The organism is Pseudomonas anuradhapurensis (assembly GCF_014269225.2).
Lineage (GTDB): Bacteria > Pseudomonadota > Gammaproteobacteria > Pseudomonadales > Pseudomonadaceae > Aquipseudomonas > Aquipseudomonas anuradhapurensis.
Window position 1 is genome coordinate 477,185 of the sequence record NZ_CP077097.1, and the last position, 25,008, is coordinate 502,192.

The 25,008-nt window shown below is 56.9% G+C and carries 15 protein-coding genes, 6 tRNA genes and 3 rRNA genes; all 24 read left to right on the plus strand.

Annotated elements, in window-relative coordinates; all coding sequences use genetic code 11:
- Window positions 1-370 precede the first annotated feature (370 nt).
- The 24 genes from HU763_RS02120 (at window position 371) to fusA (ending at window position 25,000) form a co-directional block, all read left to right on the plus strand.
- A 16S ribosomal RNA gene (locus HU763_RS02120) occupies window positions 371-1,907 on the plus strand.
- Between the two features lie 77 nt (window positions 1,908-1,984).
- Window positions 1,985-2,061 (plus strand) — tRNA-Ile (locus HU763_RS02125).
- Between the two features lie 6 nt (window positions 2,062-2,067).
- A tRNA-Ala gene (locus HU763_RS02130) sits at window positions 2,068-2,143 on the plus strand.
- Window positions 2,144-2,392: 249 nt separating this feature from the next.
- A 23S ribosomal RNA gene (locus HU763_RS02135) occupies window positions 2,393-5,284 on the plus strand.
- 134 nt (window positions 5,285-5,418) lie between these two features.
- Window positions 5,419-5,534, plus strand: a 5S ribosomal RNA gene (gene rrf / locus HU763_RS02140).
- Together the 16S, 23S and 5S rRNA genes with 2 tRNA genes alongside form the textbook arrangement of a ribosomal RNA operon.
- A gap of 252 nt (window positions 5,535-5,786) precedes the next feature.
- On the plus strand, window positions 5,787-6,746 hold the full coding sequence (gene birA / locus HU763_RS02145) for a bifunctional biotin--[acetyl-CoA-carboxylase] ligase/biotin operon repressor BirA (RefSeq protein ID WP_170027983.1): 960 nt from the start codon (window positions 5,787-5,789) through the stop codon (window positions 6,744-6,746).
- Window positions 6,736-7,485, plus strand: coding sequence for a pantothenate kinase (locus HU763_RS02150; protein WP_170027984.1), 750 nt, complete (start codon window positions 6,736-6,738; stop codon window positions 7,483-7,485). The genes birA and HU763_RS02150 overlap by 11 nt, the downstream gene beginning before the upstream one ends.
- A 7-nt stretch (window positions 7,486-7,492) precedes the next feature.
- On the plus strand, window positions 7,493-7,918 hold the full coding sequence (locus tag HU763_RS02155; protein ID WP_170027985.1) for a hypothetical protein: 426 nt from the start codon (window positions 7,493-7,495) through the stop codon (window positions 7,916-7,918).
- A gap of 152 nt (window positions 7,919-8,070) precedes the next feature.
- Window positions 8,071-8,154 (plus strand) — tRNA-Tyr (locus HU763_RS02160).
- A gap of 24 nt (window positions 8,155-8,178) precedes the next feature.
- A tRNA-Gly gene (locus tag HU763_RS02165) sits at window positions 8,179-8,252 on the plus strand.
- 29 nt (window positions 8,253-8,281) lie between these two features.
- Window positions 8,282-8,357 (plus strand) — tRNA-Thr (locus HU763_RS02170).
- Window positions 8,358-8,435: 78 nt separating this feature from the next.
- Window positions 8,436-9,629 (plus strand): elongation factor Tu, encoded by a 1,194-nt coding sequence (gene tuf, locus HU763_RS02175; protein WP_170027986.1) that lies wholly within the window; start codon window positions 8,436-8,438, stop codon window positions 9,627-9,629.
- Between the two features lie 54 nt (window positions 9,630-9,683).
- A tRNA-Trp gene (locus HU763_RS02180) sits at window positions 9,684-9,759 on the plus strand.
- A gap of 44 nt (window positions 9,760-9,803) precedes the next feature.
- The gene (gene secE, locus HU763_RS02185; RefSeq protein ID WP_003257081.1) at window positions 9,804-10,172 is read left to right on the plus strand and encodes a preprotein translocase subunit SecE; all 369 of its coding nucleotides are present in this window, start codon (window positions 9,804-9,806) and stop codon (window positions 10,170-10,172) included.
- A 9-nt stretch (window positions 10,173-10,181) separates the two neighbouring features.
- Window positions 10,182-10,715: a transcription termination/antitermination protein NusG gene (gene nusG / locus HU763_RS02190; protein ID WP_003255501.1), complete on the plus strand. Its 534-nt coding sequence runs from the start codon at window positions 10,182-10,184 to the stop codon at window positions 10,713-10,715.
- Window positions 10,716-10,834: 119 nt separating this feature from the next.
- Window positions 10,835-11,266, plus strand: coding sequence for a 50S ribosomal protein L11 (gene rplK, locus HU763_RS02195; protein ID WP_003255500.1), 432 nt, complete (start codon window positions 10,835-10,837; stop codon window positions 11,264-11,266).
- Window positions 11,266-11,961 carry a 50S ribosomal protein L1 gene (gene rplA, locus HU763_RS02200; protein ID WP_170027987.1) on the plus strand — a complete coding sequence of 232 codons (696 nt, stop codon included), beginning with the start codon at window positions 11,266-11,268 and terminating at the stop codon, window positions 11,959-11,961. The genes rplK and rplA overlap by 1 nt, the downstream gene beginning before the upstream one ends.
- A gap of 197 nt (window positions 11,962-12,158) precedes the next feature.
- Entirely contained in the window at window positions 12,159-12,659 is a 501-nt protein-coding gene (gene rplJ, locus HU763_RS02205) for a 50S ribosomal protein L10 (RefSeq protein ID WP_003257082.1), read from the plus strand.
- Between the two features lie 80 nt (window positions 12,660-12,739).
- The gene (gene rplL, locus HU763_RS02210; protein WP_170027988.1) at window positions 12,740-13,108 is read left to right on the plus strand and encodes a 50S ribosomal protein L7/L12; all 369 of its coding nucleotides are present in this window, start codon (window positions 12,740-12,742) and stop codon (window positions 13,106-13,108) included.
- A 219-nt stretch (window positions 13,109-13,327) separates the two neighbouring features.
- Window positions 13,328-17,401, plus strand: a complete 4,074-nt coding sequence (gene rpoB / locus HU763_RS02215) for a DNA-directed RNA polymerase subunit beta (protein ID WP_170027989.1) — start codon at window positions 13,328-13,330, stop codon at window positions 17,399-17,401.
- 64 nt (window positions 17,402-17,465) lie between these two features.
- The gene (rpoC, locus tag HU763_RS02220; protein WP_170027990.1) at window positions 17,466-21,665 is read left to right on the plus strand and encodes a DNA-directed RNA polymerase subunit beta'; all 4,200 of its coding nucleotides are present in this window, start codon (window positions 17,466-17,468) and stop codon (window positions 21,663-21,665) included.
- 211 nt (window positions 21,666-21,876) lie between these two features.
- Entirely contained in the window at window positions 21,877-22,248 is a 372-nt protein-coding gene (gene rpsL, locus HU763_RS02225) for a 30S ribosomal protein S12 (protein WP_003257088.1), read from the plus strand.
- Between the two features lie 106 nt (window positions 22,249-22,354).
- On the plus strand, window positions 22,355-22,825 hold the full coding sequence (gene rpsG / locus HU763_RS02230; RefSeq protein WP_003246741.1) for a 30S ribosomal protein S7: 471 nt from the start codon (window positions 22,355-22,357) through the stop codon (window positions 22,823-22,825).
- A 30-nt stretch (window positions 22,826-22,855) separates the two neighbouring features.
- Window positions 22,856-25,000 (plus strand): elongation factor G, encoded by a 2,145-nt coding sequence (gene fusA / locus HU763_RS02235; protein WP_186678990.1) that lies wholly within the window; start codon window positions 22,856-22,858, stop codon window positions 24,998-25,000.
- Window positions 25,001-25,008 lie beyond the last annotated feature (8 nt).

Consider the following 25,008-nt stretch of genomic DNA (forward strand, 5'->3'; position numbering starts at 1 on the left):
ACGATCGAATGATCGGCAGCGGTCGAGATGAAGGTTGACAGCGTTTCAAAACGCTGTATGATTCGCCTCCCGCTACGAGCGATCGCAGCGAGTCAAGTGTTTGAAGCTAAACGAGTTTCTCGCAAAAAACTTCAAGATAAACGCTTGACAGCAAATGAGGAGAGCGTAGAATGCGCGCCTCGGTTGAGACGAAAAGCTCTTAACCAAACGCTCTTTAACAAATCGAATCAAGCAATTCGTGTGGGTGCTTGTGAGTACGGACTGATAGTCACAAAGATTATCAGCATCACAAGTGGCCATGCGAGAAATCACATAGTCATTTGAGATTGCTGAGCCAAGTTTAGGGTTTCTTAAAAACCCAAGCAGTATTGAACTGAAGAGTTTGATCATGGCTCAGATTGAACGCTGGCGGCAGGCCTAACACATGCAAGTCGAGCGGATGACGGGAGCTTGCTCCTTGATTCAGCGGCGGACGGGTGAGTAATGCCTAGGAATCTGCCTGGTAGTGGGGGACAACGTTTCGAAAGGAACGCTAATACCGCATACGTCCTACGGGAGAAAGTGGGGGATCTTCGGACCTCACGCTATCAGATGAGCCTAGGTCGGATTAGCTAGTTGGTGAGGTAATGGCTCACCAAGGCGACGATCCGTAACTGGTCTGAGAGGATGATCAGTCACACTGGAACTGAGACACGGTCCAGACTCCTACGGGAGGCAGCAGTGGGGAATATTGGACAATGGGCGAAAGCCTGATCCAGCCATGCCGCGTGTGTGAAGAAGGTCTTCGGATTGTAAAGCACTTTAAGTTGGGAGGAAGGGCAGTAAGTTAATACCTTGCTGTTTTGACGTTACCGACAGAATAAGCACCGGCTAACTCTGTGCCAGCAGCCGCGGTAATACAGAGGGTGCAAGCGTTAATCGGAATTACTGGGCGTAAAGCGCGCGTAGGTGGTTCGTTAAGTTGGATGTGAAAGCCCCGGGCTCAACCTGGGAACTGCATCCAAAACTGGCGAGCTAGAGTACGGTAGAGGGTGGTGGAATTTCCTGTGTAGCGGTGAAATGCGTAGATATAGGAAGGAACACCAGTGGCGAAGGCGACCACCTGGACTGATACTGACACTGAGGTGCGAAAGCGTGGGGAGCAAACAGGATTAGATACCCTGGTAGTCCACGCCGTAAACGATGTCAACTAGCCGTTGGAATCCTTGAGATTTTAGTGGCGCAGCTAACGCATTAAGTTGACCGCCTGGGGAGTACGGCCGCAAGGTTAAAACTCAAATGAATTGACGGGGGCCCGCACAAGCGGTGGAGCATGTGGTTTAATTCGAAGCAACGCGAAGAACCTTACCAGGCCTTGACATGCAGAGAACTTTCCAGAGATGGATTGGTGCCTTCGGGAACTCTGACACAGGTGCTGCATGGCTGTCGTCAGCTCGTGTCGTGAGATGTTGGGTTAAGTCCCGTAACGAGCGCAACCCTTGTCCTTAGTTACCAGCACGTTATGGTGGGCACTCTAAGGAGACTGCCGGTGACAAACCGGAGGAAGGTGGGGATGACGTCAAGTCATCATGGCCCTTACGGCCTGGGCTACACACGTGCTACAATGGTCGGTACAGAGGGTTGCCAAGCCGCGAGGTGGAGCTAATCTCACAAAACCGATCGTAGTCCGGATCGCAGTCTGCAACTCGACTGCGTGAAGTCGGAATCGCTAGTAATCGCGAATCAGAATGTCGCGGTGAATACGTTCCCGGGCCTTGTACACACCGCCCGTCACACCATGGGAGTGGGTTGCACCAGAAGTAGCTAGTCTAACCTTCGGGAGGACGGTTACCACGGTGTGATTCATGACTGGGGTGAAGTCGTAACAAGGTAGCCGTAGGGGAACCTGCGGCTGGATCACCTCCTTAATCGACGACATCAGCCTGCTGATGAGCTCCCACACGAATTGCTTGATTCATGGTTGAAGACGATCAAGACCCTATATAGGTCTGTAGCTCAGTTGGTTAGAGCGCACCCCTGATAAGGGTGAGGTCGGCAGTTCAAATCTGCCCAGACCTACCAATATGCGGGGCCATAGCTCAGCTGGGAGAGCGCCTGCCTTGCACGCAGGAGGTCAGCGGTTCGATCCCGCTTGGCTCCACCACTTTCTGCTGTTGTGAAGTGTTGCACTTGATCAAACTCAGAAATGAGCATTCGCCTCGAATGTTGATTTCTGGCTTTTGTCAGATCGTTCTTTAAAAATTCGGATATGTGATAGATATAGACTGATGACCAGTTTCACTGCTGGTTAATCAGGCTAAGGTAAAATTTGTGAGTTCTGCTCGAAAGAGCAACATGCGAATTTTCGGCGAATGTCGTCTTCACAGTATAACCAGATTGCTTGGGGTTATATGGTCAAGTGAAGAAGCGCATACGGTGGATGCCTTGGCAGTCAGAGGCGATGAAAGACGTGGTAGCCTGCGATAAGCTTTGGGGAGTCGGCAAACAGACTGTGATCCAGAGATCTCTGAATGGGGGAACCCACTCAGCACAAGCTGAGTATCTTGTACTGAATACATAGGTGCAAGAGGCGAACCAGGGGAACTGAAACATCTAAGTACCCTGAGGAAAAGAAATCAACCGAGATTCCCTTAGTAGTGGCGAGCGAACGGGGACCAGCCCTTAAGTTGATTTGAGATTAGTGGAACGCTCTGGAAAGTGCGGCCATAGTGGGTGATAGCCCCGTACACGAAAATCTCTTGTCAATGAAATCGAGTAGGACGGAGCACGAGAAACTTTGTCTGAACATGGGGGGACCATCCTCCAAGGCTAAATACTACTGACTGACCGATAGTGAACCAGTACCGTGAGGGAAAGGCGAAAAGAACCCCGGAGAGGGGAGTGAAATAGAACCTGAAACCGTATGCGTACAAGCAGTGGGAGCCTACTTTGTTAGGTGACTGCGTACCTTTTGTATAATGGGTCAGCGACTTATATTCAGTGGCGAGCTTAACCGAATAGGGGAGGCGTAGCGAAAGCGAGTCTTAATAGGGCGTTTAGTCGCTGGGTATAGACCCGAAACCGGGCGATCTATCCATGGGCAGGTTGAAGGTTAGGTAACACTGACTGGAGGACCGAACCGACTACCGTTGAAAAGTTAGCGGATGACCTGTGGATCGGAGTGAAAGGCTAATCAAGCTCGGAGATAGCTGGTTCTCCTCGAAAGCTATTTAGGTAGCGCCTCATGTATCACTCCAGGGGGTAGAGCACTGTTTCGGCTAGGGGGTCATCCCGACTTACCAAACCGATGCAAACTCCGAATACCTGGAAGTGCCGAGCATGGGAGACACACGGCGGGTGCTAACGTCCGTCGTGAAAAGGGAAACAACCCAGACCGTCAGCTAAGGTCCCAAAGTCATGGTTAAGTGGGAAACGATGTGGGAAGGCTTAGACAGCTAGGAGGTTGGCTTAGAAGCAGCCACCCTTTAAAGAAAGCGTAATAGCTCACTAGTCGAGTCGGCCTGCGCGGAAGATGTAACGGGGCTCAAACCATGCACCGAAGCTACGGGTGTCATCTTTGATGACGCGGTAGAGGAGCGTTCTGTAAGCCTGTGAAGGTGAGTTGAGAAGCTTGCTGGAGGTATCAGAAGTGCGAATGCTGACATGAGTAACGACAATGCGAGTGAAAAACTCGCACGCCGAAAGACCAAGGTTTCCTGCGCAACGTTAATCGACGCAGGGTTAGTCGGTCCCTAAGGCGAGGCTGAAAAGCGTAGTCGATGGAAAACAGGTTAATATTCCTGTACTTCCAGTTATTGCGATGGAGGGACGGAGAAGGTTAGGCCAGCCTGGCGTTGGTTGTCCAGGTTTAAGGTGGTAGGCTGAAATCTTAGGCAAATCCGGGATTTCAAGGCCGAGAGCTGATGACGAGTTGCCTTTAGGCGACGAAGTGGTTGATACCATGCTTCCAAGAAAAGCTCCTAAGCTTCAGATAACTGGGAACCGTACCCCAAACCGACACAGGTGGTTAGGTAGAGAATACCAAGGCGCTTGAGAGAACTCGGGTGAAGGAACTAGGCAAAATGGCACCGTAACTTCGGGAGAAGGTGCGCCGGCGAGGGTGAAGGACTTGCTCCGTAAGCCCATGCCGGTCGAAGATACCAGGCCGCTGCGACTGTTTATTAAAAACACAGCACTCTGCAAACACGAAAGTGGACGTATAGGGTGTGACGCCTGCCCGGTGCCGGAAGGTTAATTGATGGGGTTAGCGCAAGCGAAGCTCTTGATCGAAGCCCCGGTAAACGGCGGCCGTAACTATAACGGTCCTAAGGTAGCGAAATTCCTTGTCGGGTAAGTTCCGACCTGCACGAATGGCGTAACGATGGCGGCGCTGTCTCCACCCGAGACTCAGTGAAATTGAAATCGCTGTGAAGATGCAGTGTATCCGCGGCTAGACGGAAAGACCCCGTGAACCTTTACTATAGCTTTGCACTGGACTTTGAATTTGCTTGTGTAGGATAGGTGGGAGGCTTTGAAGTGGGGACGCCAGTTCTCATGGAGCCATCCTTGAAATACCACCCTGGCAACTTTGAGGTTCTAACTCAGGTCCGTTATCCGGATCGAGGACAGTGTATGGTGGGTAGTTTGACTGGGGCGGTCTCCTCCCAAAGAGTAACGGAGGAGTACGAAGGTGCGCTCAGACCGGTCGGAAATCGGTCGTAGAGTATAAAGGCAAAAGCGCGCTTGACTGCGAGACAAACACGTCGAGCAGGTACGAAAGTAGGTCTTAGTGATCCGGTGGTTCTGTATGGAAGGGCCATCGCTCAACGGATAAAAGGTACTCCGGGGATAACAGGCTGATACCGCCCAAGAGTTCATATCGACGGCGGTGTTTGGCACCTCGATGTCGGCTCATCACATCCTGGGGCTGAAGCCGGTCCCAAGGGTATGGCTGTTCGCCATTTAAAGTGGTACGCGAGCTGGGTTTAGAACGTCGTGAGACAGTTCGGTCCCTATCTGCCGTGGACGTTTGAGATTTGAGAGGGGCTGCTCCTAGTACGAGAGGACCGGAGTGGACGAACCTCTGGTGTTCCGGTTGTCACGCCAGTGGCATTGCCGGGTAGCTATGTTCGGAAGAGATAACCGCTGAAAGCATCTAAGCGGGAAACTTGCCTCAAGATGAGATCTCACTGGAACCTTGAGTTCCCTGAAGGGCCGTCGAAGACTACGACGTTGATAGGTTGGGTGTGTAAGCGCTGTGAGGCGTTGAGCTAACCAATACTAATTGCCCGTGAGGCTTGACCATATAACACCCAAGCAATTTGCTGACGCAGATTGCGGTGGTGAAGATGATACGAACCGAAAGTTCGCAACGAACCACGAACATCACATATCCGGATTCGCTGGAGTGTCTATCAGGACCTTCTGGCAACAGAATTTCTTGACGACCATAGAGCATTGGAACCACCTGATCCCATCCCGAACTCAGTAGTGAAACGATGCATCGCCGATGGTAGTGTGGGGCTTCCCCATGTGAGAGTAGGTCATCGTCAAGATTCATTTCGCAAAACCCCTATCTGCGCATGCAGGTAGGGGTTTTGTCTTTGCGCCGGTAAAACCAGCGTGATCCCTGCAACCCTGATCTACCTGGCAAACCGCGCCGCCTGCGTCGCGGCTGAAAACACTCTCGCGCCGGCCGCCCCAAAAGGCCAGAACCAAGCCCGCTCGCGCCTGTCGACAGGCCCTTTTCCTATGCAAGCCAACAACCCATAGCTATCATGCCTGCCTTATTCCAAGTCGAGACTGGCATGCTGAAGTTGTTGAATCTTCTCAAGGATGGCAAGTTCCATTCCGGAGAAGCTCTGGGGGCAGCCCTCGGGGTGAGTCGCAGCGCCGTTTGGAAGCAGCTGCAGCACCTGGAGAGCGAGCTGAACCTCACCATTCACAAGGTTCGTGGGCGCGGCTATCAGTTGGCTGCGCCACTGGCTTTGCTCGATGCGCAGGCAATCGCCAGTTTTGCTGCCGGCGAGCAGTGGCCGGTTTTCATTCATGAGACGATCGACTCGACCAATGCCGAAGGCCTGCGGCTGGCAGGCGAAGGGCAGGCGGCTCCATTTTTGGTTCTGGCCGAACGGCAGAGCGCCGGCCGTGGTCGGCGTGGGCGGCAATGGGTCAGCCCGTTTGCCGAGAACCTCTATTACAGTCTGGTGCTTCGTGTGGATGGCGGCATGCGCCAGCTCGAGGGCCTGAGTCTGGTGGTGGGGTTGGCGGTAATGCGTACCCTGCAGGCGTTCGGGGTGAAGGATGTTGGGCTCAAGTGGCCCAACGACGTCCTTGTTCGCGGGCAGAAGATTACCGGCATTCTCCTTGAGCTGGTCGGCGACCCGGCAGATGTCTGTCATGTGGTGCTGGGTATCGGTATCAATGTGAACATGCAGGCCAACGATCAAGTCGACCAGCAATGGACTTCGATGCGCCGTGAGGTGGGTGCAGCAATTGACCGCAACCGCCTGGTCGCACTGCTCAGCCAACAGTTGCAGCATGAATTGGCCCGGCATCGTCGTTATGGTTTTGCCGCGTTCCAGGAAGAATGGGAGCAGGCGCACCTCTGGCAGGGGCGTAACGTTTCACTTATCGCCGGTAGCACGCGTATTGATGGCGTGGTTCTAGGCGTCGACGGGCAGGGCGGCTTGCGCCTTGAGGTGGACGGGGTGGAAAAGAGCTTCAGTGGTGGTGAGCTCAGTTTGAGGTTGCGTGATGATTCTTGAGCTCGATTGCGGTAACAGCTTTATCAAGTGGCGGGTAATCCATGTCGCTGATGCAGCGATTGAGAGCGGCGGTATCGTCGACTCGGATCAGGCCTTGGTGGCTGAAGTGGCTGCGCTGGCTTCGGTGCGTTTGACCGGCTGCCGTATTGTCAGTGTGCGCAGTGAGGATGAAACCGACGCGCTTTGCGCATTGATTGCCCAGGCATTTGCCGTGCAGGCGCTCGTGGCTCACCCAGCCCGGGAAATGGCCGGGGTGCGCAATGGCTATGACGACTACCAGCGCCTGGGCATGGATCGTTGGTTGGCAGCGCTGGGGGCGTTCCACCTGGCCAAAGGTGCTTGCCTGGTCATTGACCTGGGGACGGCTGCAAAAGCGGATTTCGTTGCTGCGGACGGCGAGCACCTGGGTGGCTACATCTGTCCGGGCATGCCGTTGATGCGCAGCCAGTTGCGCACGCACACCCGACGTATTCGTTATGACGATGCTTCCGCTGAGCGTGCTTTGACCAGCCTGGCGCCTGGGCGCTCGACTGTCGAAGCGGTCGAACGCGGCTGCGTATTGATGCTCCAGGGTTTTGCGCGTACCCAGCTCGATCAGGCGCGTGCCTTGTGGGGGGAAGATTTCGCAGTGTTCCTTACCGGAGGTGATGCGCCGCTGGTGAGGGAGGCTGTGCCACAGGCGCGGGTCGTGCCTGACCTGGTTTTCGTTGGCCTGGCCATGGCCTGCCCATTGGATTGAGGTGCCTATGCGTTGGTTGTTTCTGTTGTTGCTGGTGCTCAACGTCTTTTATTACGTATGGCATCAGCAGGAAGCCCCGCTGAAGGTCAAGGAAGTCGCCCCGCTGTCGCTGTACAAGGGGAATCAGCAGGAAATCCGTCTGTTACGTGAAACAGGCGTGTCGACGCCGCCCAAGCGCCGGGATGAGTGCCTGGTAGTCGGTGGCATGATGGGGCAGGGCGAGCTCGAGGCGCTGCGTCAGCGTCTGATGAGCCTGGATATCGCCACGCTCCCGGTGGTGGGGCAGTTGCCTGGTGCGGAGGGGCGCTGGCTCAAGGTTGCCCCGGAAAGCGAGCGTTTGTTGGACCAAACGGTCCTCGCCGCTCTTTCCAATGATTTCAAAGACTTAAAACACAAAATTATTTTCTGCCAGGGTATTGCAACTGGCGAATAGCTTGATAGAATGGCGCCCGCTTCACAGGGAACACCACTCAGGTGGTAGAACTGGAAGCGGTGTCAAAGCAGCTAAGTTTCAGATTTGATTGAAAAAATTTGAAAAAACGCTTGACACTGGGGCGGCAGGCAAATAGAATGCCGGCCACATCTGGAGGGATTCCCGAGCGGTCAAAGGGGACGGACTGTAAATCCGTTGCGAGAGCTTCGAAGGTTCGAATCCTTCTCCCTCCACCAGTTTTAGCGAGAGCCGCAAGCTCCGCGGGTATAGTTTAGTGGTAGAACCTCAGCCTTCCAAGCTGATGATGCGGGTTCGATTCCCGCTACCCGCTCCAAGTTTGCTGGATTTTGCACAAAGTGTTTCGCTCTTGTAGCTCAGTTGGTAGAGCACACCCTTGGTAAGGGTGAGGTCAGCGGTTCAAGTCCGCTCAAGAGCTCCATATAAACAAGGCAGATATGAAAATATCTGCCTTTGTTTTATCAGCGCAAGACTATTTCTTCTGCGGAGGATTGTATCGATGGCTAAGGAAAAGTTTGATCGTTCCCTTCCCCACGTTAACGTCGGCACTATCGGCCACGTTGACCACGGTAAGACCACTCTGACCGCAGCTCTGACTCGCGTCTGCTCCGAAGTATTCGGTTCGGCAGTCGTTGAGTTCGACAAGATCGACTCGGCTCCGGAAGAAAAAGCGCGCGGTATCACCATCAACACCGCTCATGTCGAGTACAACTCGAACATTCGTCACTACGCTCACGTTGACTGCCCAGGTCACGCTGACTACGTGAAGAACATGATCACCGGTGCTGCCCAGATGGACGGCGCGATCCTGGTTTGCTCGGCCGCTGATGGTCCGATGCCACAAACCCGTGAGCACATCCTGCTGTCCCGTCAGGTAGGCGTTCCGTACATCGTGGTCTTCCTGAACAAGGCTGACCTGGTAGACGACGCTGAGCTGCTGGAACTGGTCGAGATGGAAGTTCGCGACCTGCTGTCCACCTACGACTTCCCAGGCGACGACACCCCGATCATCATCGGTTCGGCTCGTATGGCGCTGGAAGGCAAAGACGACAACGAAATGGGTACTACCGCTGTCAAGAAGCTGGTAGAAACTCTGGATGCCTACATCCCTGAGCCAATCCGTGCCGTTGACCAGCCGTTCCTGATGCCGATCGAAGACGTATTCTCGATCTCGGGTCGTGGTACCGTTGTTACCGGTCGTATCGAGCGTGGTATCGTCCGCGTTCAGGATCCGCTGGAAATCGTTGGCCTGCGCCCAACCACCAACACCACCTGCACCGGTGTTGAAATGTTCCGCAAGCTGCTGGACGAAGGCCGCGCTGGCGAGAACTGCGGCGTTCTGCTGCGTGGTACCAAGCGTGACGAAGTTGAGCGTGGTCAGGTTCTGGTCAAGCCAGGTTCGGTCAAGCCGCACACCAAGTTCACCGCAGAAGTCTACGTTCTGTCGAAGGAAGAAGGCGGCCGTCACACTCCGTTCTTCAAAGGCTACCGTCCTCAGTTCTACTTCCGTACCACTGACGTGACCGGTAACTGCGAACTGCCGGAAGGCGTTGAAATGGTAATGCCAGGTGACAACATCCAGATGACTGTCACCCTGATCAAGACCATCGCAATGGAAGACGGTCTGCGCTTCGCTATCCGTGAAGGCGGTCGCACCGTCGGCGCCGGCGTCGTAGCAAAAATTATTGAATAAGTAGTTGATTTACTTGATCAGGCCGGTATAATGGCCGGCCTGATACAGCGTTACAGGTCAGTAGCTCAATTGGCAGAGCGACGGTCTCCAAAACCGTAGGTTGGGGGTTCGATTCCCTCCTGACCTGCCATTTCACCTCGGTGTGATGGCTTTCTTCTCACAGGATCCTCCTCGATGACTCCCAAAACTGAAGCCCAAGAATCGCGTTTTGATCTGTTCAAGTGGCTGGCTGTAGTGGCTTTGGTGGTTGTCGGCGTAGTGGGTAATCAGTATTACTCCGCCTCTCCGATCCTGTATCGCGTCCTTGCACTTCTCGTCCTGGCTGCTGTCGCGGGCTTTGTAGCTCTGCAGACTGCGAAGGGCAAGTCGTTCTTTGCGCTGGCGAAGGAAGCTCGTACCGAGATTCGTAAAGTCGTGTGGCCGACCCGCCAGGAAACCACCCAGACCACGCTGATTGTCGTGGCTGTCGTGCTGGTTATGGCACTGCTGCTGTGGGGTCTTGATTCCCTGCTCGGCTGGGCGGTCTCCTTGATCGTTGGCTAAAGGTGTCCCGTGGCTAAGCGTTGGTATGTTGTGCATGCTTACTCGGGTTACGAGAAGCATGTAATGCGCTCTCTGATCGAGCGCGTCAAGCTGGCTGGCATGGAAGACGGTTTCGGCGAGATCCTGGTCCCGACCGAAGAAGTCGTCGAAATGCGCAATGGCCAGAAGCGCAAGAGCGAGCGTAAATTCTTCCCTGGCTATGTTTTGGTCCAGATGGAGATGAACGAAGGGACTTGGCACTTGGTCAAGGATACCCCTCGCGTGATGGGCTTTATTGGTGGTACAGCAGACAAGCCTGCGCCAATCACCGATAAGGAAGCCGAGGCTATCCTGCGTCGCGTTGCCGACGGTAGTGACAAGCCGAAGCCGAAGACGTTGTTCGAGCCAGGTGAAGTGGTTCGGGTCATTGACGGTCCGTTTGCTGACTTCAATGGCAGCGTCGAAGAGGTTAACTACGAAAAGAGCCGCCTGCAGGTTGCAGTGCTCATTTTCGGTCGCTCTACTCCGGTGGAGCTCGAGTTCAGCCAGGTCGAAAAGGTCTAGGCGAACGCAGCATCCCATACCCCGCAGCCCTGTGTGCTGCGGGGTTTTGTCGTCACTGGGATAAAACGCAAGTCATCCGGGGAGCCATCAGGCGTTCGTACCCGATTTTGGAGTAGCTCATGGCTAAGAAGATTCAGGCTTACATCAAGCTGCAAGTTAAGGCCGGCCAGGCCAACCCAAGCCCACCCGTTGGTCCAGCACTGGGTCAACACGGTGTGAACATCATGGAATTCTGCAAGGCCTTCAACGCCCGTACTCAGGGTCAAGAAGCCGGCCTGCCGACTCCTGTGATCATCACTGTCTACAGCGACCGTAGCTTCACCTTCGAGACCAAGAGCACCCCTGCCTCGGTTCTGCTGAAGAAAGCTGCTGGCCTGACCAGTGGTTCGGCTCGCCCGAACACCGTTAAAGTCGGTACCGTTACCCGCGCTCAGCTGGAAGACATCGCCAAAGCCAAACAGGCTGACCTGACTGCCGCTGACCTGGACGCTGCTGTACGCACCATCGCTGGCTCTGCCCGCAGCATGGGCCTGAACGTGGAGGGTGTGTAATGGCTAAGCTGACCAAACGCCAAAAGGCAATCGCCGAGAAAATCGAAGCAGGCAAAGCCTACAACTTCGAAGAAGCGGCCAATCTGCTGGCCTCGCTGCCGGCTGCCAAGTTCGTAGAGTCCTACGACATCGCCGTTAACCTCGGTGTTGACCCGCGTAAATCCGACCAGGTCGTACGTAGCGCTACCGTGCTGCCGCACGGCACTGGCAAGACCGTTCGCGTTGCCGTCTTCACCCAGGGTCCAGCTGCTGAAGCCGCTCTGGCTGCCGGCGCTGACCGCGTAGGTATGGACGATCTGGCTGCCGAAATGAAAGGCGGCGACCTGAACTATGACGTCGTCATCGCATCGCCTGATGCCATGCGCGTTGTAGGTCAGCTGGGTCAGGTTCTGGGTCCTCGCGGCCTGATGCCTAACCCGAAAGTTGGTACCGTGACCCCAGACGTAGCCGGCGCCGTCAAGAACGCCAAGGCTGGTCAGGTTCGCTACCGTACCGACAAGAACGGTATCATCCACACCTCCGTTGGCAAGATCGGCTTCGAAGCCGGCAAGCTGAAGGAAAACGTTGAAGCCCTGATCGCTGATCTGAAGCGTATCAAGCCAGCTTCCTCGAAAGGTATCTACGTCAAGCGCGTTACCCTGAGCACCACCATGGGCCCAGGTCTGGTCATCGATCAGAGCTCGCTGAACGTGTAAGAACATGGTGGCGCGACCTGTCGCGCCACCAGCAAAAATTGGGGTCCCTGCCTGGCGGGGGCTATCCAAGACCGTAGGCGGCGCAAGCCTTAAAAAACCAGCCCACGCAGATGGTGCTCCCGATTCGTTACCGAATCAGACACCAAAACGACATCCGGCTTCGGCCAGATGAAACGGTAAAAACCAGGAGTAAACCCGTGGCAATTAAACTCGAAGACAAGAAGGCCATCGTCGCTGAAGTCAACGAGGCTGCCAAAGTCGCTCTGTCCGCTGTCGTGGCTGATGCCCGTGGTGTGACTGTAGGCGCAATGACCGGACTCCGTAAAGAGGCCCGCGAAGCTGGCGTTTACGTACGTGTCGTACGTAACACCCTGCTGAAGCGCGCTGTTGAAGGCACCGAATTCTCGATCCTCAACGACGCGTTCAAAGGCCCGACCCTGATTGCTTTCTCCAACGAACACCCGGGCGCTGCTGCCCGTCTGTTCAAAGAGTTCGCCAAGGGTCAGGACAAGTTCGAGATCAAGGCAGCTGCGTTCGACGGCAAGTTCCTTGCCGCTAACCAGATCGACGTGCTGGCAACCCTGCCAACTCGCGACGAGGCTATCGCACAGCTGATGAGCGTAATCCAAGGTGCAACCAGCAAGCTGGCTCGTACCCTGGCAGCTCTGCGCGACCAGAAAGAAGCTGCTGCTGCCTAAGGCCGCGTAGCACCTTTCGAAATCAAACGTTTAATTTGATGGCCGCGTAGGCTGTCACCCCAATACAGGAATTCATAGTCATGTCTCTGACTAACGAGCAAATCATCGAAGCGATCGGCCAGAAAACTGTTCTGGAAATTGTTGAACTGATCAAAGCGATGGAAGAAACCTTCGGCGTTACCGCTGCTGCTGCTGTTGCCGCTGGCCCAGCTACCGCTGCTGCCGCTGTTGAAGAGCAGACCGAGTTCAACGTCGTTCTGACCGAAGCTGGCGACAAGAAAGTAAACGTGATCAAGGCCGTTCGTGAGCTGACCGGTCTGGGCCTGAAAGAAGCCAAAGAGAAAGTCGACGGCGCTCCTCAGGTTATCGCTGAAGGCGTTTCGAAAGAAGCCGCTGAAGACGCGAAGAAGAAGCTGGAAGAAGCTGGCGCTAAAGTCGAGCTGAAGTAATCTCGACCTTGCGACTCCAGTCCGAGCGTTGAGCGAAGGGCTGATGGCTGGTGGCTTATGCCACCGGCCTTTTTCCGTTATTGGTGGTCGGTCAAGCCGGCCCCGATAACAAGCTGCAAGACACCCATGTGGGTGCGCAAACCAAGGGGTTTGCACGATTTTCTGGCTGCTCCCGCCGGGAGAAGCCAAACAAGCAGGTGACCAAGCTGGGGAACGCTGATGGCTTACTCATACACTGAGAAAAAACGTATCCGCAAGGACTTTAGCAAGTTGCCGGACGTCATGGATGTGCCTTACCTCCTGGCCATCCAGCTGGATTCGTATCGCGAATTCCTGCAAGCGGGAGCATCCAAGGATCAGTTCCGCGACGTCGGCCTGCACGCGGCCTTCAAATCGGTATTTCCGATCATCAGCTACTCCGGCAATGCTGCCCTGGAGTACGTAGGCTACCGCCTGGGCGAACCCGCCTTCGATGTGAAGGAATGTGTCCTGCGTGGCGTGACCTTCGCGGTCCCACTGCGGGTCAAGGTGCGCCTGATCATTTTCGACAAGGAATCGTCGAACAAAGCGATCAAGGACATCAAAGAGCAAGAAGTCTACATGGGTGAAATCCCCCTGATGACTGAAAACGGTACCTTCGTTATCAACGGTACCGAGCGTGTGATCGTTTCCCAGCTGCACCGTTCGCCTGGTGTGTTCTTCGACCACGACCGTGGCAAGACGCACAGCTCCGGCAAGCTGCTGTACTCCGCTCGCATCATCCCTTACCGCGGTTCCTGGCTGGACTTCGAGTTCGACCCGAAGGACTGCGTGTTCGTGCGTATCGACCGTCGCCGCAAACTGCCGGCTTCGGTGCTGCTGCGCGCCCTGGGCTACAGCACTGAAGAAGTGCTGAACACCTTCTACACCACCAACGTCTTCCACATTTCCGGCGAGAAACTCAGCCTGGAACTGGTGCCGCAGCGTCTGCGTGGTGAAGTTGCCGTCATGGACATCCATGACGAAACCGGCAAGGTCATTGTCGAGCAGGGCCGCCGTATTACCGCGCGCCACATCAACCAGCTCGAGAAGGCTGGCGTCAAGCAGCTGGACGTCCCGATGGAATACGTCCTGGGTCGCACCACTGCCAAGGCCATCGTGCACCCGGCTACCGGTGAAATCCTGGCCGAATGCAACACCGAGATGACCACCGAGCTGCTGATCAAGGTCGCCAAGGCACAGGTTGTCCGTATCGAGACCCTGTACACCAACGACATCGATTGCGGTCCGTTCATCTCCGACACCCTGAAGATCGACACCACCAGCAACCAGCTGGAAGCCCTGGTCGAGATCTATCGCATGATGCGTCCTGGCGAGCCGCCAACCAAGGATGCCGCCGAGACCCTGTTCAACAACCTGTTCTTCAGCGCCGAGCGTTACGACCTGTCCGCCGTTGGCCGCATGAAGTTCAACCGTCGTATCGGTCGTACCGAGATCGAAGGTTCGGGCGTGCTGAGCAAGGAAGATATCGTCGAGGTTCTGAAGACCCTGGTCGACATCCGTAACGGCAAAGGCATCGTCGACGACATCGACCACCTGGGTAACCGTCGCGTGCGTTGCGTCGGCGAAATGGCCGAAAACCAGTTCCGCGTTGGCCTGGTGCGTGTCGAGCGCGCGGTCAAGGAACGCCTGTCGATGGCGGAAAGCGAAGGCCTGATGCCGCAAGACCTGATCAACGCCAAGCCGGTTGCGGCGGCGGTGAAAGAGTTCTTCGGTTCCAGCCAGCTGTCCCAGTTCATGGACCAGAACAACCCGCTCTCCGAGATCACCCACAAGCGCCGCGTCTCCGCACTCGGCCCAGGTGGTCTGACCCGTGAGCGTGCCGGCTTCGAAGTCCGTGACGTACACCCGACCCACTACGGCCGCGTGTGCCCGATCGAGACCCCTGAAGGTCCGAACATCGGTCTGATCAACTCCCTGGCAGCCTATGCCCGCACCAACCAGTACGGCTTCCTGGAAAGCCCGTACCGCGTGGTGAAAGAAGGTGTGGTCAGCGACGACATCGTGTTCCTGTCGGCCATTGAAGAAGCGGATCACGTCATCGCCCAGGCTTCGGCCGCGATGAACGAGAAGAAGCAACTGATCGATGAGCTGGTAGCGGTTCGTCACCTGAACGAATTCACCGTCAAGGCGCCGGAAGACGTCACCTTGATGGACGTTTCGCCGAAGCAGGTTGTTTCGGTCGCTGCGTCGCTGATTCCGTTCCTCGAGCACGACGACGCCAACCGTGCGTTGATGGGTTCGAACATGCAGCGTCAGGCTGTACCGACCCTGCGCGCCGACAAGCCGCTGGTAGGTACCGGCATGGAGCGCAACGTTGCCCGTGACTCCGGTGTCTGCGTGGTTGCTCGCCGCGGTGGTGTGATCGACTCGGTCGACGCCAGCCGTATCGTTGTCCGCGTTGCCGACGACGAAGTGGAAACCGGCGAAGCAGGTGTGGATATCTACAACCTGACCAAGTACACCCGTTCGAACCAGAACACCTGCATCAACCAGCGTCCGCTGGTGAGCAAGGGTGACAAGGTTCAGCGTGGCGACATCATGGCCGACGGCCCGTCCACCGACATGGGTGAACTGGCACTGGGTCAGAACATGCGCATCGCGTTCATGGCGTGGAACGGCTTCAACTTCGAAGACTCCATCTGCCTCTCCGAGCGTGTGGTTCAGGAAGACCGCTTCACCACCATCCACATCCAGGAACTGACCTGTGTGGCGCGTGACACCAAGCTTGGCCCAGAGGAAATCACTGCGGACATCCCGAACGTGGGTGAGGCCGCACTGAACAAGCTGGACGAAGCCGGTATCGTCTACGTGGGTGCCGAAGTCGGCGCTGGCGACATCCTGGTCGGCAAGGTCACGCCAAAAGGCGAAACCCAGCTGACTCCGGAAGAAAAACTGCTGCGCGCAATCTTCGGCGAGAAAGCCAGCGACGTTAAGGACACCTCCCTGCGCGTGCCAACCGGCACCAAAGGTACCGTCATTGACGTACAGGTCTTCACCCGTGATGGCGTCGAGCGCGACAGCCGCGCCCTGGCCATCGAGAAGATGCAGCTGGACGAGATCCGCAAGGACCTCAACGAAGAGTTCCGCATCGTCGAAGGTGCAACCTTCGAGCGTCTGCGTTCTGCCCTGAACGGCCAGGTGGTCGACGGTGGTGCGGGCCTGAAGAAAGGCACCGTGATCACTGACGAAGTGCTGGACGGTCTGGAGCACGGCCAGTGGTTCAAACTGCGTATGGCTGAAGATGCACTGAACGAGCAGCTGGAAAAGGCTCAGCAGTACATCGTCGACCGTCGCCGTCTGCTGGACGACAAGTTCGAAGACAAGAAGCGCAAGCTGCAGCAGGGCGATGACCTGGCGCCGGGCGTACTGAAGATCGTCAAGGTTTACCTGGCAATCCGCCGTCGCATCCAGCCGGGTGACAAGATGGCCGGTCGTCACGGTAACAAGGGTGTGGTCTCGGTGATCATGCCGGTCGAAGACATGCCGCACGACGCCAACGGTACTCCGGTCGACGTCGTACTGAACCCGCTGGGCGTACCTTCGCGTATGAACGTCGGTCAGATCCTCGAAACCCACCTGGGCCTGGCGGCCAAGGGTCTGGGCGAGAAGATCGACCGCATGATCGAAGAACAGCGCAAGGCCGCTGAACTGCGCGTGTTCCTGACCGAGGTCTACAACGAGATCGGTGGTCGCCAGGAAAACCTGGACGAGTTCACCGACGAAGAGATCATGGCCCTGGCCAACAACCTGAAGAAGGGCGTGCCTATGGCTACCCCGGTCTTCGATGGTGCCAAGGAGCGCGAGATCAAGGCCATGCTGAAGCTGGCCGACCTGCCAGAGAGCGGCCAGATGGTGCTGTTCGACGGCCGCACCGGCAACAAGTTCGAGCGTCCTGTGACCGTTGGTTACATGTACATGCTCAAGCTGAACCACTTGGTGGACGACAAGATGCACGCGCGTTCCACTGGTTCCTATAGCCTGGTTACCCAGCAGCCGCTGGGTGGTAAGGCGCAGTTCGGTGGTCAGCGTTTCGGGGAGATGGAAGTGTGGGCGCTGGAAGCATACGGCGCGGCATACACCCTGCAAGAAATGCTCACAGTGAAGTCGGACGACGTGAACGGCCGTACCAAGATGTACAAGAACATCGTGGATGGCGATCACCGTATGGAGCCGGGCATGCCCGAGTCCTTCAACGTGTTGATCAAAGAGATCCGTTCGCTCGGTATCGATATCGATCTGGAAACCGAATAACACGTGACGCGAAGGGGAGTGGGGCAGGTAATGCCCGCTCCCTGCTCCGCCAGGAGGAAAGGCCTTGAAAGACCTACTGAATTTGCTGAAAAACCAGGGTCAAGTCGAAGAGTTCGACGCCATCCGCATCGGTCTGGCGTCGCCTGAAATGATCCGTTCGTGGTCGTTCGGTGAAGTTAAGAAGCCGGAAACCATCAACTACCGTACGTTCAAGCCTGAGCGTGACGGCCTGTTCTGCGCCAAGATCTTTGGCCCAGTCAAGGACTACGAGTGCCTGTGCGGCAAGTACAAGCGCCTCAAGCACCGCGGCGTGATCTGCGAGAAGTGCGGCGTTGAAGTTGCCCTGGCCAAGGTTCGTCGTGAGCGCATGGCGCACATCGAACTGGCCTCGCCGGTTGCCCACATCTGGTTCCTGAAGTCGCTGCCGTCCCGTATCGGCCTGCTGATGGACATGACCCTGCGCGATATCGAGCGCGTGCTCTACTTCGAGAGCTACGTGGTTATCGACCCGGGCATGACCACCCTGGAAAAGGGCCAGCTGCTGAACGACGAGCAGTATTTCGAAGCGCTGGAAGAGTTCGGTGACGACTTCGACGCCCGCATGGGTGCCGAGGCTGTCCGCGAGCTGCTGCACGCTATCGACCTGGAGCACGAGATCGGTCGCCTGCGTGAAGAGATTCCGCAGACCAACTCGGAAACCAAGATCAAGAAGCTGTCCAAGCGCCTGAAGCTGATGGAAGCGTTCCAGGGCTCGGGCAACCTGCCTGAGTGGATGGTTCTGACCGTCCTGCCAGTGCTGCCGCCGGACCTGCGTCCGCTGGTGCCGCTGGATGGTGGCCGCTTCGCGACTTCCGACCTGAACGACCTGTATCGTCGGGTGATCAACCGTAACAACCGTCTGAAGCGCCTGCTCGATCTGTCGGCGCCGGACATCATCGTGCGCAACGAAAAGCGCATGCTGCAGGAAGCGGTCGACGCCCTGCTGGACAACGGCCGTCGCGGTCGCGCCATCACTGGCTCGAACAAGCGTCCTCTGAAGTCCCTGGCCGACATGATCAAAGGTAAGCAAGGTCGCTTCCGTCAGAACCTGCTCGGTAAGCGTGTGGACTACTCTGGCCGTTCGGTAATTACCGTAGGCCCGACCCTGCGTCTGCACCAGTGCGGTCTGCCGAAGAAGATGGCCCTCGAGCTGTTCAAGCCGTTCATTTTCGGCAAGCTGGAAATGCGTGGTCTGGCGACCACCATCAAGGCTGCCAAGAAGATGGTCGAGCGCGAGCTGCCAGAGGTTTGGGACGTGCTCGCCGAGGTGATCCGCGAACACCCCGTACTGCTCAACCGTGCACCAACCCTGCACCGCCTGGGTATCCAGGCCTTTGAGCCGGTTCTGATCGAAGGCAAGGCTATCCAGCTGCACCCGCTGGTCTGTGCCGCGTACAACGCCGACTTCGACGGTGACCAGATGGCCGTTCACGTGCCGCTGACCCTGGAAGCCCAGCTCGAAGCGCGCGCGCTGATGATGTCGACCAACAACATTCTGTCGCCAGCCAACGGTGAGCCAATCATCGTTCCGTCGCAGGACGTTGTACTGGGTCTGTACTACATGACCCGCGAAGCCATCAACGCCAAGGGCGAAGGTCGCGTGTTCGCCGACCTGCAGGAAGTCGACCGCGTATTCCGCGCCGGCGAGGCTGCCCTGCACGCGAAAATCAAGGTTCGTATCAACGAAACCGTGAAAGAGCGTGACGGTTCCGTGGTCAAGAACACCCGCATCGTCGACACCACTGTCGGCCGTGCGCTGCTGTTCCAGGTTGTACCGGCAGGCCTGCCGTACGACGTGGTCAACCAGCCGATGAAGAAGAAGGCGATCTCCAAGCTGATCAACCAGTGCTACCGCGTGGTTGGTCTGAAAGAGACCGTTATCTTCGCTGACCAGCTGATGTACACCGGTTTCGCTTACTCGACCATTTCCGGCGTTTCCATCGGTGTTAACGACTTCGTTATCCCGGACGAGAAAGCCCGCATCATCGGTACCGCTACCGACGAAGTGAAGGAAATCGAGAGCCAGTACGCTTCCGGCCTGGTAACCCAGGGCGAGAAGTACAACAAGGTCATCGACTTGTGGTCGAAGGCGAACGACGAAGTGTCCAAGGCGATGATGGCCAACCTCTCGAAAGAGAAGGTCATCGACCGCGAAGGCAAGGAAGTCGAGCAAGAGTCCTTCAACTCGATGTACATGATGGCTGACTCCGGTGCGCGGGGTTCCGCGGCCCAGATCCGTCAGCTGGCCGGTATGCGTGGCCTGATGGCCAAGCCGGACGGCTCGATCATCGAGACGCCGATCACGGCGAACTTCCGTGAAGGCCTGAGCGTTCTGCAGTACTTCATTTCGACCCACGGTGCTCGTAAGGGTCTGGCGGATACCGCACTGAAGACTGCGAACTCCGGTTACCTGACTCGTCGTCTGGTAGACGTTGCCCAGGATCTGGTGGTTACCGAGATCGACTGCGGCACCGACCAGGGCCTGCTGATGACCCCGCACATCGAAGGCGGCGACGTTGTAGAGCCGCTGGGTGAGCGTGTACTGGGTCGTGTCATCGCCCGTGACGTGTTCAAGCCAGGCACCGAGGACGTCATCGTTCCGGCCGGTACCCTGGTCGACGAGAAGTGGGTCGAGTTCATCGAGCTGAACAGCATCGACGAAGTGGTCGTGCGTTCGCCGATCAACTGTGAAACCCGCTACGGCATCTGCGCCAAGTGCTACGGTCGTGACCTGGCTCGCGGTCACCAGGTGAACATCGGTGAAGCTGTCGGCGTTATCGCTGCCCAGTCGATCGGTGAGCCGGGTACCCAGCTGACCATGCGTACGTTCCACATCGGTGGTGCTGCAAGCCGTACCTCGGCTGCCGACAGCGTCCAGGTGAAGAACGGCGGTATGGTCCGTCTGCACAACCTCAAGCAGGTAGAGCGTGCCGATGGCAACCTGGTTGCCGTATCGCGTTCGGGCGAACTGGCCATTGCCGACGAATTCGGTCGTGAGCGTGAGCGCTACAAGCTGCCTTACGGTGCGGTGATCTCGGTCAAGGAAGGTGAAAAGGTCGAAGCTGGCGCCATCGTCGCCAAGTGGGACCCGCACACCCACCCGATCGTTACCGAGCTGAAAGGTACCGTGACCTTCGTGGGCATGGAAGAAGGCATCACCATCAAGCGTCAGACCGACGAACTGACCGGTTTGACCAACATTGAAGTCCTGGACGTCAAGGATCGCCCTGCCGCTGGTAAGGAAATCCGTCCGGCAATCAAGATGGTCGACGCTTCTGGCAAGGACCTGTACCTGCCAGGTACCGACGTACCTGCCCAGTACTTCCTGCCGGCCAACGCCCTTGTCGGTGTGGCTGACGGTGCGCAGATCGGTGTTGGTGACGTTATCGCGCGTATCCCGCAAGAAACGTCGAAGACCCGTGACATCACCGGTGGTCTGCCGCGCGTTGCCGACCTGTTCGAAGCGCGCCGTCCGAAAGAAGCCTCGATTCTGGCTGAAGTCAGCGGCACCATCGCCTTCGGTAAAGAGACCAAGGGCAAGCGTCGCCTGGTCATTACCCCGACCGATGGCAGCGAGCCGTACGAAGAGCTGATTCCGAAGTGGCGTCACCTGAACGTCTTCGAAGGCGAACAGGTAAACCGCGGCGAAGTTATCTCCGACGGCCCGAGCGATCCGCACGACATCCTGCGTCTGCTGGGTGTGAGCGCGCTGGCGAAGTACATCGTCAACGAGATCCAGGACGTTTACCGTCTGCAGGGCGTGAAGATCAACGACAAGCACATCGAGACCATCCTGCGTCAGATGCTGCGCAAGGTCGAGATCACCGAGTCGGGCGATTCCAGCTTCATCAAGGGCGACCAGATGGAACTGACCCAGGTGCTGGTAGAGAACGAGCGTCTCGCCGCCGAGGACAAGTTCGTCTCCAAGTTCACCCGCGTGCTGCTGGGTATCACCAAGGCCTCGCTGTCGACCGAGTCGTTCATCTCCGCGGCTTCCTTCCAGGAAACCACCCGCGTACTGACCGAAGCGGCGGTAACCGGCAAGCGCGACTACCTGCGCGGCCTGAAAGAGAACGTGGTCGTGGGTCGTCTGATCCCGGCCGGTACTGGTCTGGCCTACCACAGCGAGCGCAAGCGCCGCCGTGACGCCGACAAGCCGCTGCGTGTGAGCGCCAGTGAGGTGGAAGCCGCACTGACCGAAGCGCTGAACTCCAGCGGTAACTAAGTACAGGGCAGGGCCCCGGCGCATCTCGCAAGGCCATCGGTGACATCAATTGTTGCCGATGACCGGGCGGGGAGGGCCGGGGCCTCGTCTTGACTGGGTGCAAGATCCTCTTTAGACTTTTGTACCCTTAAATTTGGTGAGGCTCCGTCTCGCCAATTTTTGGCTTTCTTGCAAGACAATAGCGTCGCAAGACAATCAGTGGAGCTAGTAGATGGCAACTATCAACCAGCTGGTACGTCAGCCGCGTAAGCGTACCGTCGAGAAATCCGACGTACCTGCGCTGCAGAACTGCCCGCAGCGTCGTGGCGTGTGCACCCGTGTGTACACCACCACGCCGAAAAAACCTAACTCGGCACTGCGTAAAGTATGCCGTGTGCGTCTGACCAACGGTTTCGAGGTTTCCTCGTACATCGGTGGTGAAGGTCACAACCTGCAAGAGCACAGCGTCGTCCTGATCCGTGGCGGCCGTGTAAAAGACTTGCCAGGTGTTCGTTACCACACCGTTCGCGGCTCTCTGGATACTTCGGGCGTTAAAGGCCGTAACCAGGGTCGTTCGAAGTACGGTACCAAGCGTCCGAAGTAATCGGCCGTTTGCAGACATCCATTTATTTGAGTCGATAAGAGTAAGGTCGGGCAGGGGTCGAGAGACCTGGTCCCGGGCTAACCTGAAGACCGTTTGAGGGCTTATCATGCCAAGACGTCGTGTAGCAGCAAAACGTGAGATCCTTGACGATCCGAAGTACGGATCCCAGATTCTCGCCAAGTTCATGAACCACGTGATGGAAAGCGGCAAGAAGGCCGTAGCCGAGCGCATCGTTTACGGTGCCCTGGATACCGTCAAAGCACGCAAGAACAGCGACCCCCTGGAAATCTTCGAGAAAGCTCTCGACGCCATCGCTCCGCTGGTCGAAGTTAAGTCCCGCCGTGTCGGCGGTGCCACTTACCAGGTTCCGGTTGAAGTTCGTCCATCCCGTCGTAACGCTCTGGCAATGCGCTGGCTCGTAGACTACGCCCGCAAGCGCGGCGAGAAGTCGATGGCCCTGCGCCTGGCCGGCGAACTGCTGGATGCTGCTGAAGGCAAGGGTGCTGCAGTCAAGAAGCGTGAAGACGTGCACCGTATGGCCGAAGCCAACAAAGCGTTCTCGCACTACCGCTTCTAATTCAAGCATCAATCATTTTGCGAGGGCTTTATGGCTCGTACTACAGCAATTAACCGCTACCGTAACATCGGTATTTGCGCCCACGTTGACGCGGGCAAGACTACCACTACCGAGCGGATCCTGTTCTATACAGGTCTGAGCCACAAGATGGGCGAGGTGCACGACGGCGCCGCTACCACCGACTGGATGGTGCAGGAGCAGGAGCGCGGTATCACCATTACCTCCGCTGCCGTTACCACCTTCTGGAAAGGTTCCCGTGGTCAGTACGACAACTACCGCGTAAACGTCATCGATACCCCCGGCCACGTTGACTTCACCATTGAAGTAGAGCGTTCGCTGCGCGTACTCGACGGCGCGGTCGTTGTGTTCTGCGGTACCTCCGGCGTTGAGCCGCAGTCCGAAACCGTATGGCGTCAGGCCAACAAATACGGCGTTCCACGTGTTGTCTACGTGAACAAGATGGACCGTGCCGGTGCCAACTTCCTGCGCGTTGTCGGCCAGATCAAGAACCGCCTGGGTCACACCCCGGTTCCGGTCCAGCTGGCTATCGGTGCAGAAGACGACTTCCAGGGTCAGGTCGACCTGATCAAGATGAAAGCCATCTACTGGAACGAAGACGACAAGGGCACCACCTACCGCGAGGAAGAGATTCCTGCCGAGCTGGTTGACCTGGCCAACGAATGGCGCAGCAACATGGTCGAGGCAGCTGCCGAAGCCAACGAAGAGCTGATGAACAAGTACCTTGAAGAAGGTGACCTGTCCGTCGAAGACATCAAGGCTGGTCTGCGCGCCCGTACTCTGGCGAGCGAGATCGTTCCTGCTGTCTGCGGCTCCTCGTTCAAGAACAAGGGCGTGCCCCTGGTTCTCGACGCCGTTATCGACTACCTGCCGGCTCCGACCGAGATCCCTGCAATCAAGGGTATCAACCCGGACGACGCCGACCTGGCCAAGGACGACCCGGCTGTTCGCCAAGACGAGCGTCACGCCGACGACAACGAGCCGTTCTCGGCTCTGGCGTTCAAGATCGCTACCGACCCGTTCGTAGGTACCCTGACCTTCGTTCGCGTCTACTCGGGCGTTCTGAGCTCCGGTGACTCGGTCATCAACTCGGTAAAAGGCAAGAAAGAGCGCGTTGGTCGTATGGTGCAGATGCACGCCAACCAGCGTGAAGAGATCAAGGAAGTACGCGCTGGCGACATCGCGGCCCTGATCGGCATGAAGGACGTTACCACTGGTGAAACCCTGTGCGACGCCGACAAGCCAATCATCCTTGAGCGTATGGACTTCCCTGAGCCGGTAATTTCCCTGTCGGTTGAGCCGAAGACCAAGCAAGACCAGGAAAAGATGGGTATCGCTCTGGGCAAGCTGGCCCAGGAAGACCCGTCGTTCCGCGTCAAGACCGACGAAGAAACCGGCCAGACCATCATCTCCGGTATGGGTGAGCTGCACCTGGACATCATCGTTGACCGCATGAAGCGCGAGTTCAACGTTGAGGCCAACATCGGCAAGCCGCAGGTTTCCTACCGCGAGAAGATCACCAAGTCTGGTGTCGAGATCGAAGGTAAGTTCGTTCGTCAGTCCGGTGGTCGTGGTCAGTTCGGTCACTGCTGGATCCGCTTCTCCGAGCCGGATCAGGACGAAAAAGGCAACATCACCGAAGGCCTGGTCTTCACCAACGAAGTCGTTGGCGGTGTGGTTCCTAAGGAATACATCCCGGCGATCCAGAAGGGTATCGAAGAGCAGATGAAGAACGGCGTTGTTGCCGGCTATCCTCTGATCGGTCTGAAGGCTACCGTGTTCGACGGTTCGTACCACGACGTCGACTCCAACGAGATGGCGTTCAAGATCGCGGCCTCCATGGCGACCAAGCAGCTGGCCCAGAAGGGCGGCGGTGTTGTGCTTGAGCCGATCATGAAGGTTGAGGTAGTAACCCCTGAGGACTACATGGGTGACGTGATGGGTGACCTGAACCGTCGTCGTGGTCTGATCCAGGGTATGGATGACTCGGTTTCCGGCAAGGTTATCCGTGCAGAAGTCCCGCTGGGAGAGATGTTCGGTTATGCGACCGACGTTCGTTCCATGTCTCAGGGTCGCGCAAGCTACTCCATGGAATTCTCCAAGTACTCCGAAGCTCCGTCGAACATCGTCGAAGCACTCGTTAAAAAACAAGGCTAATCCAGCCC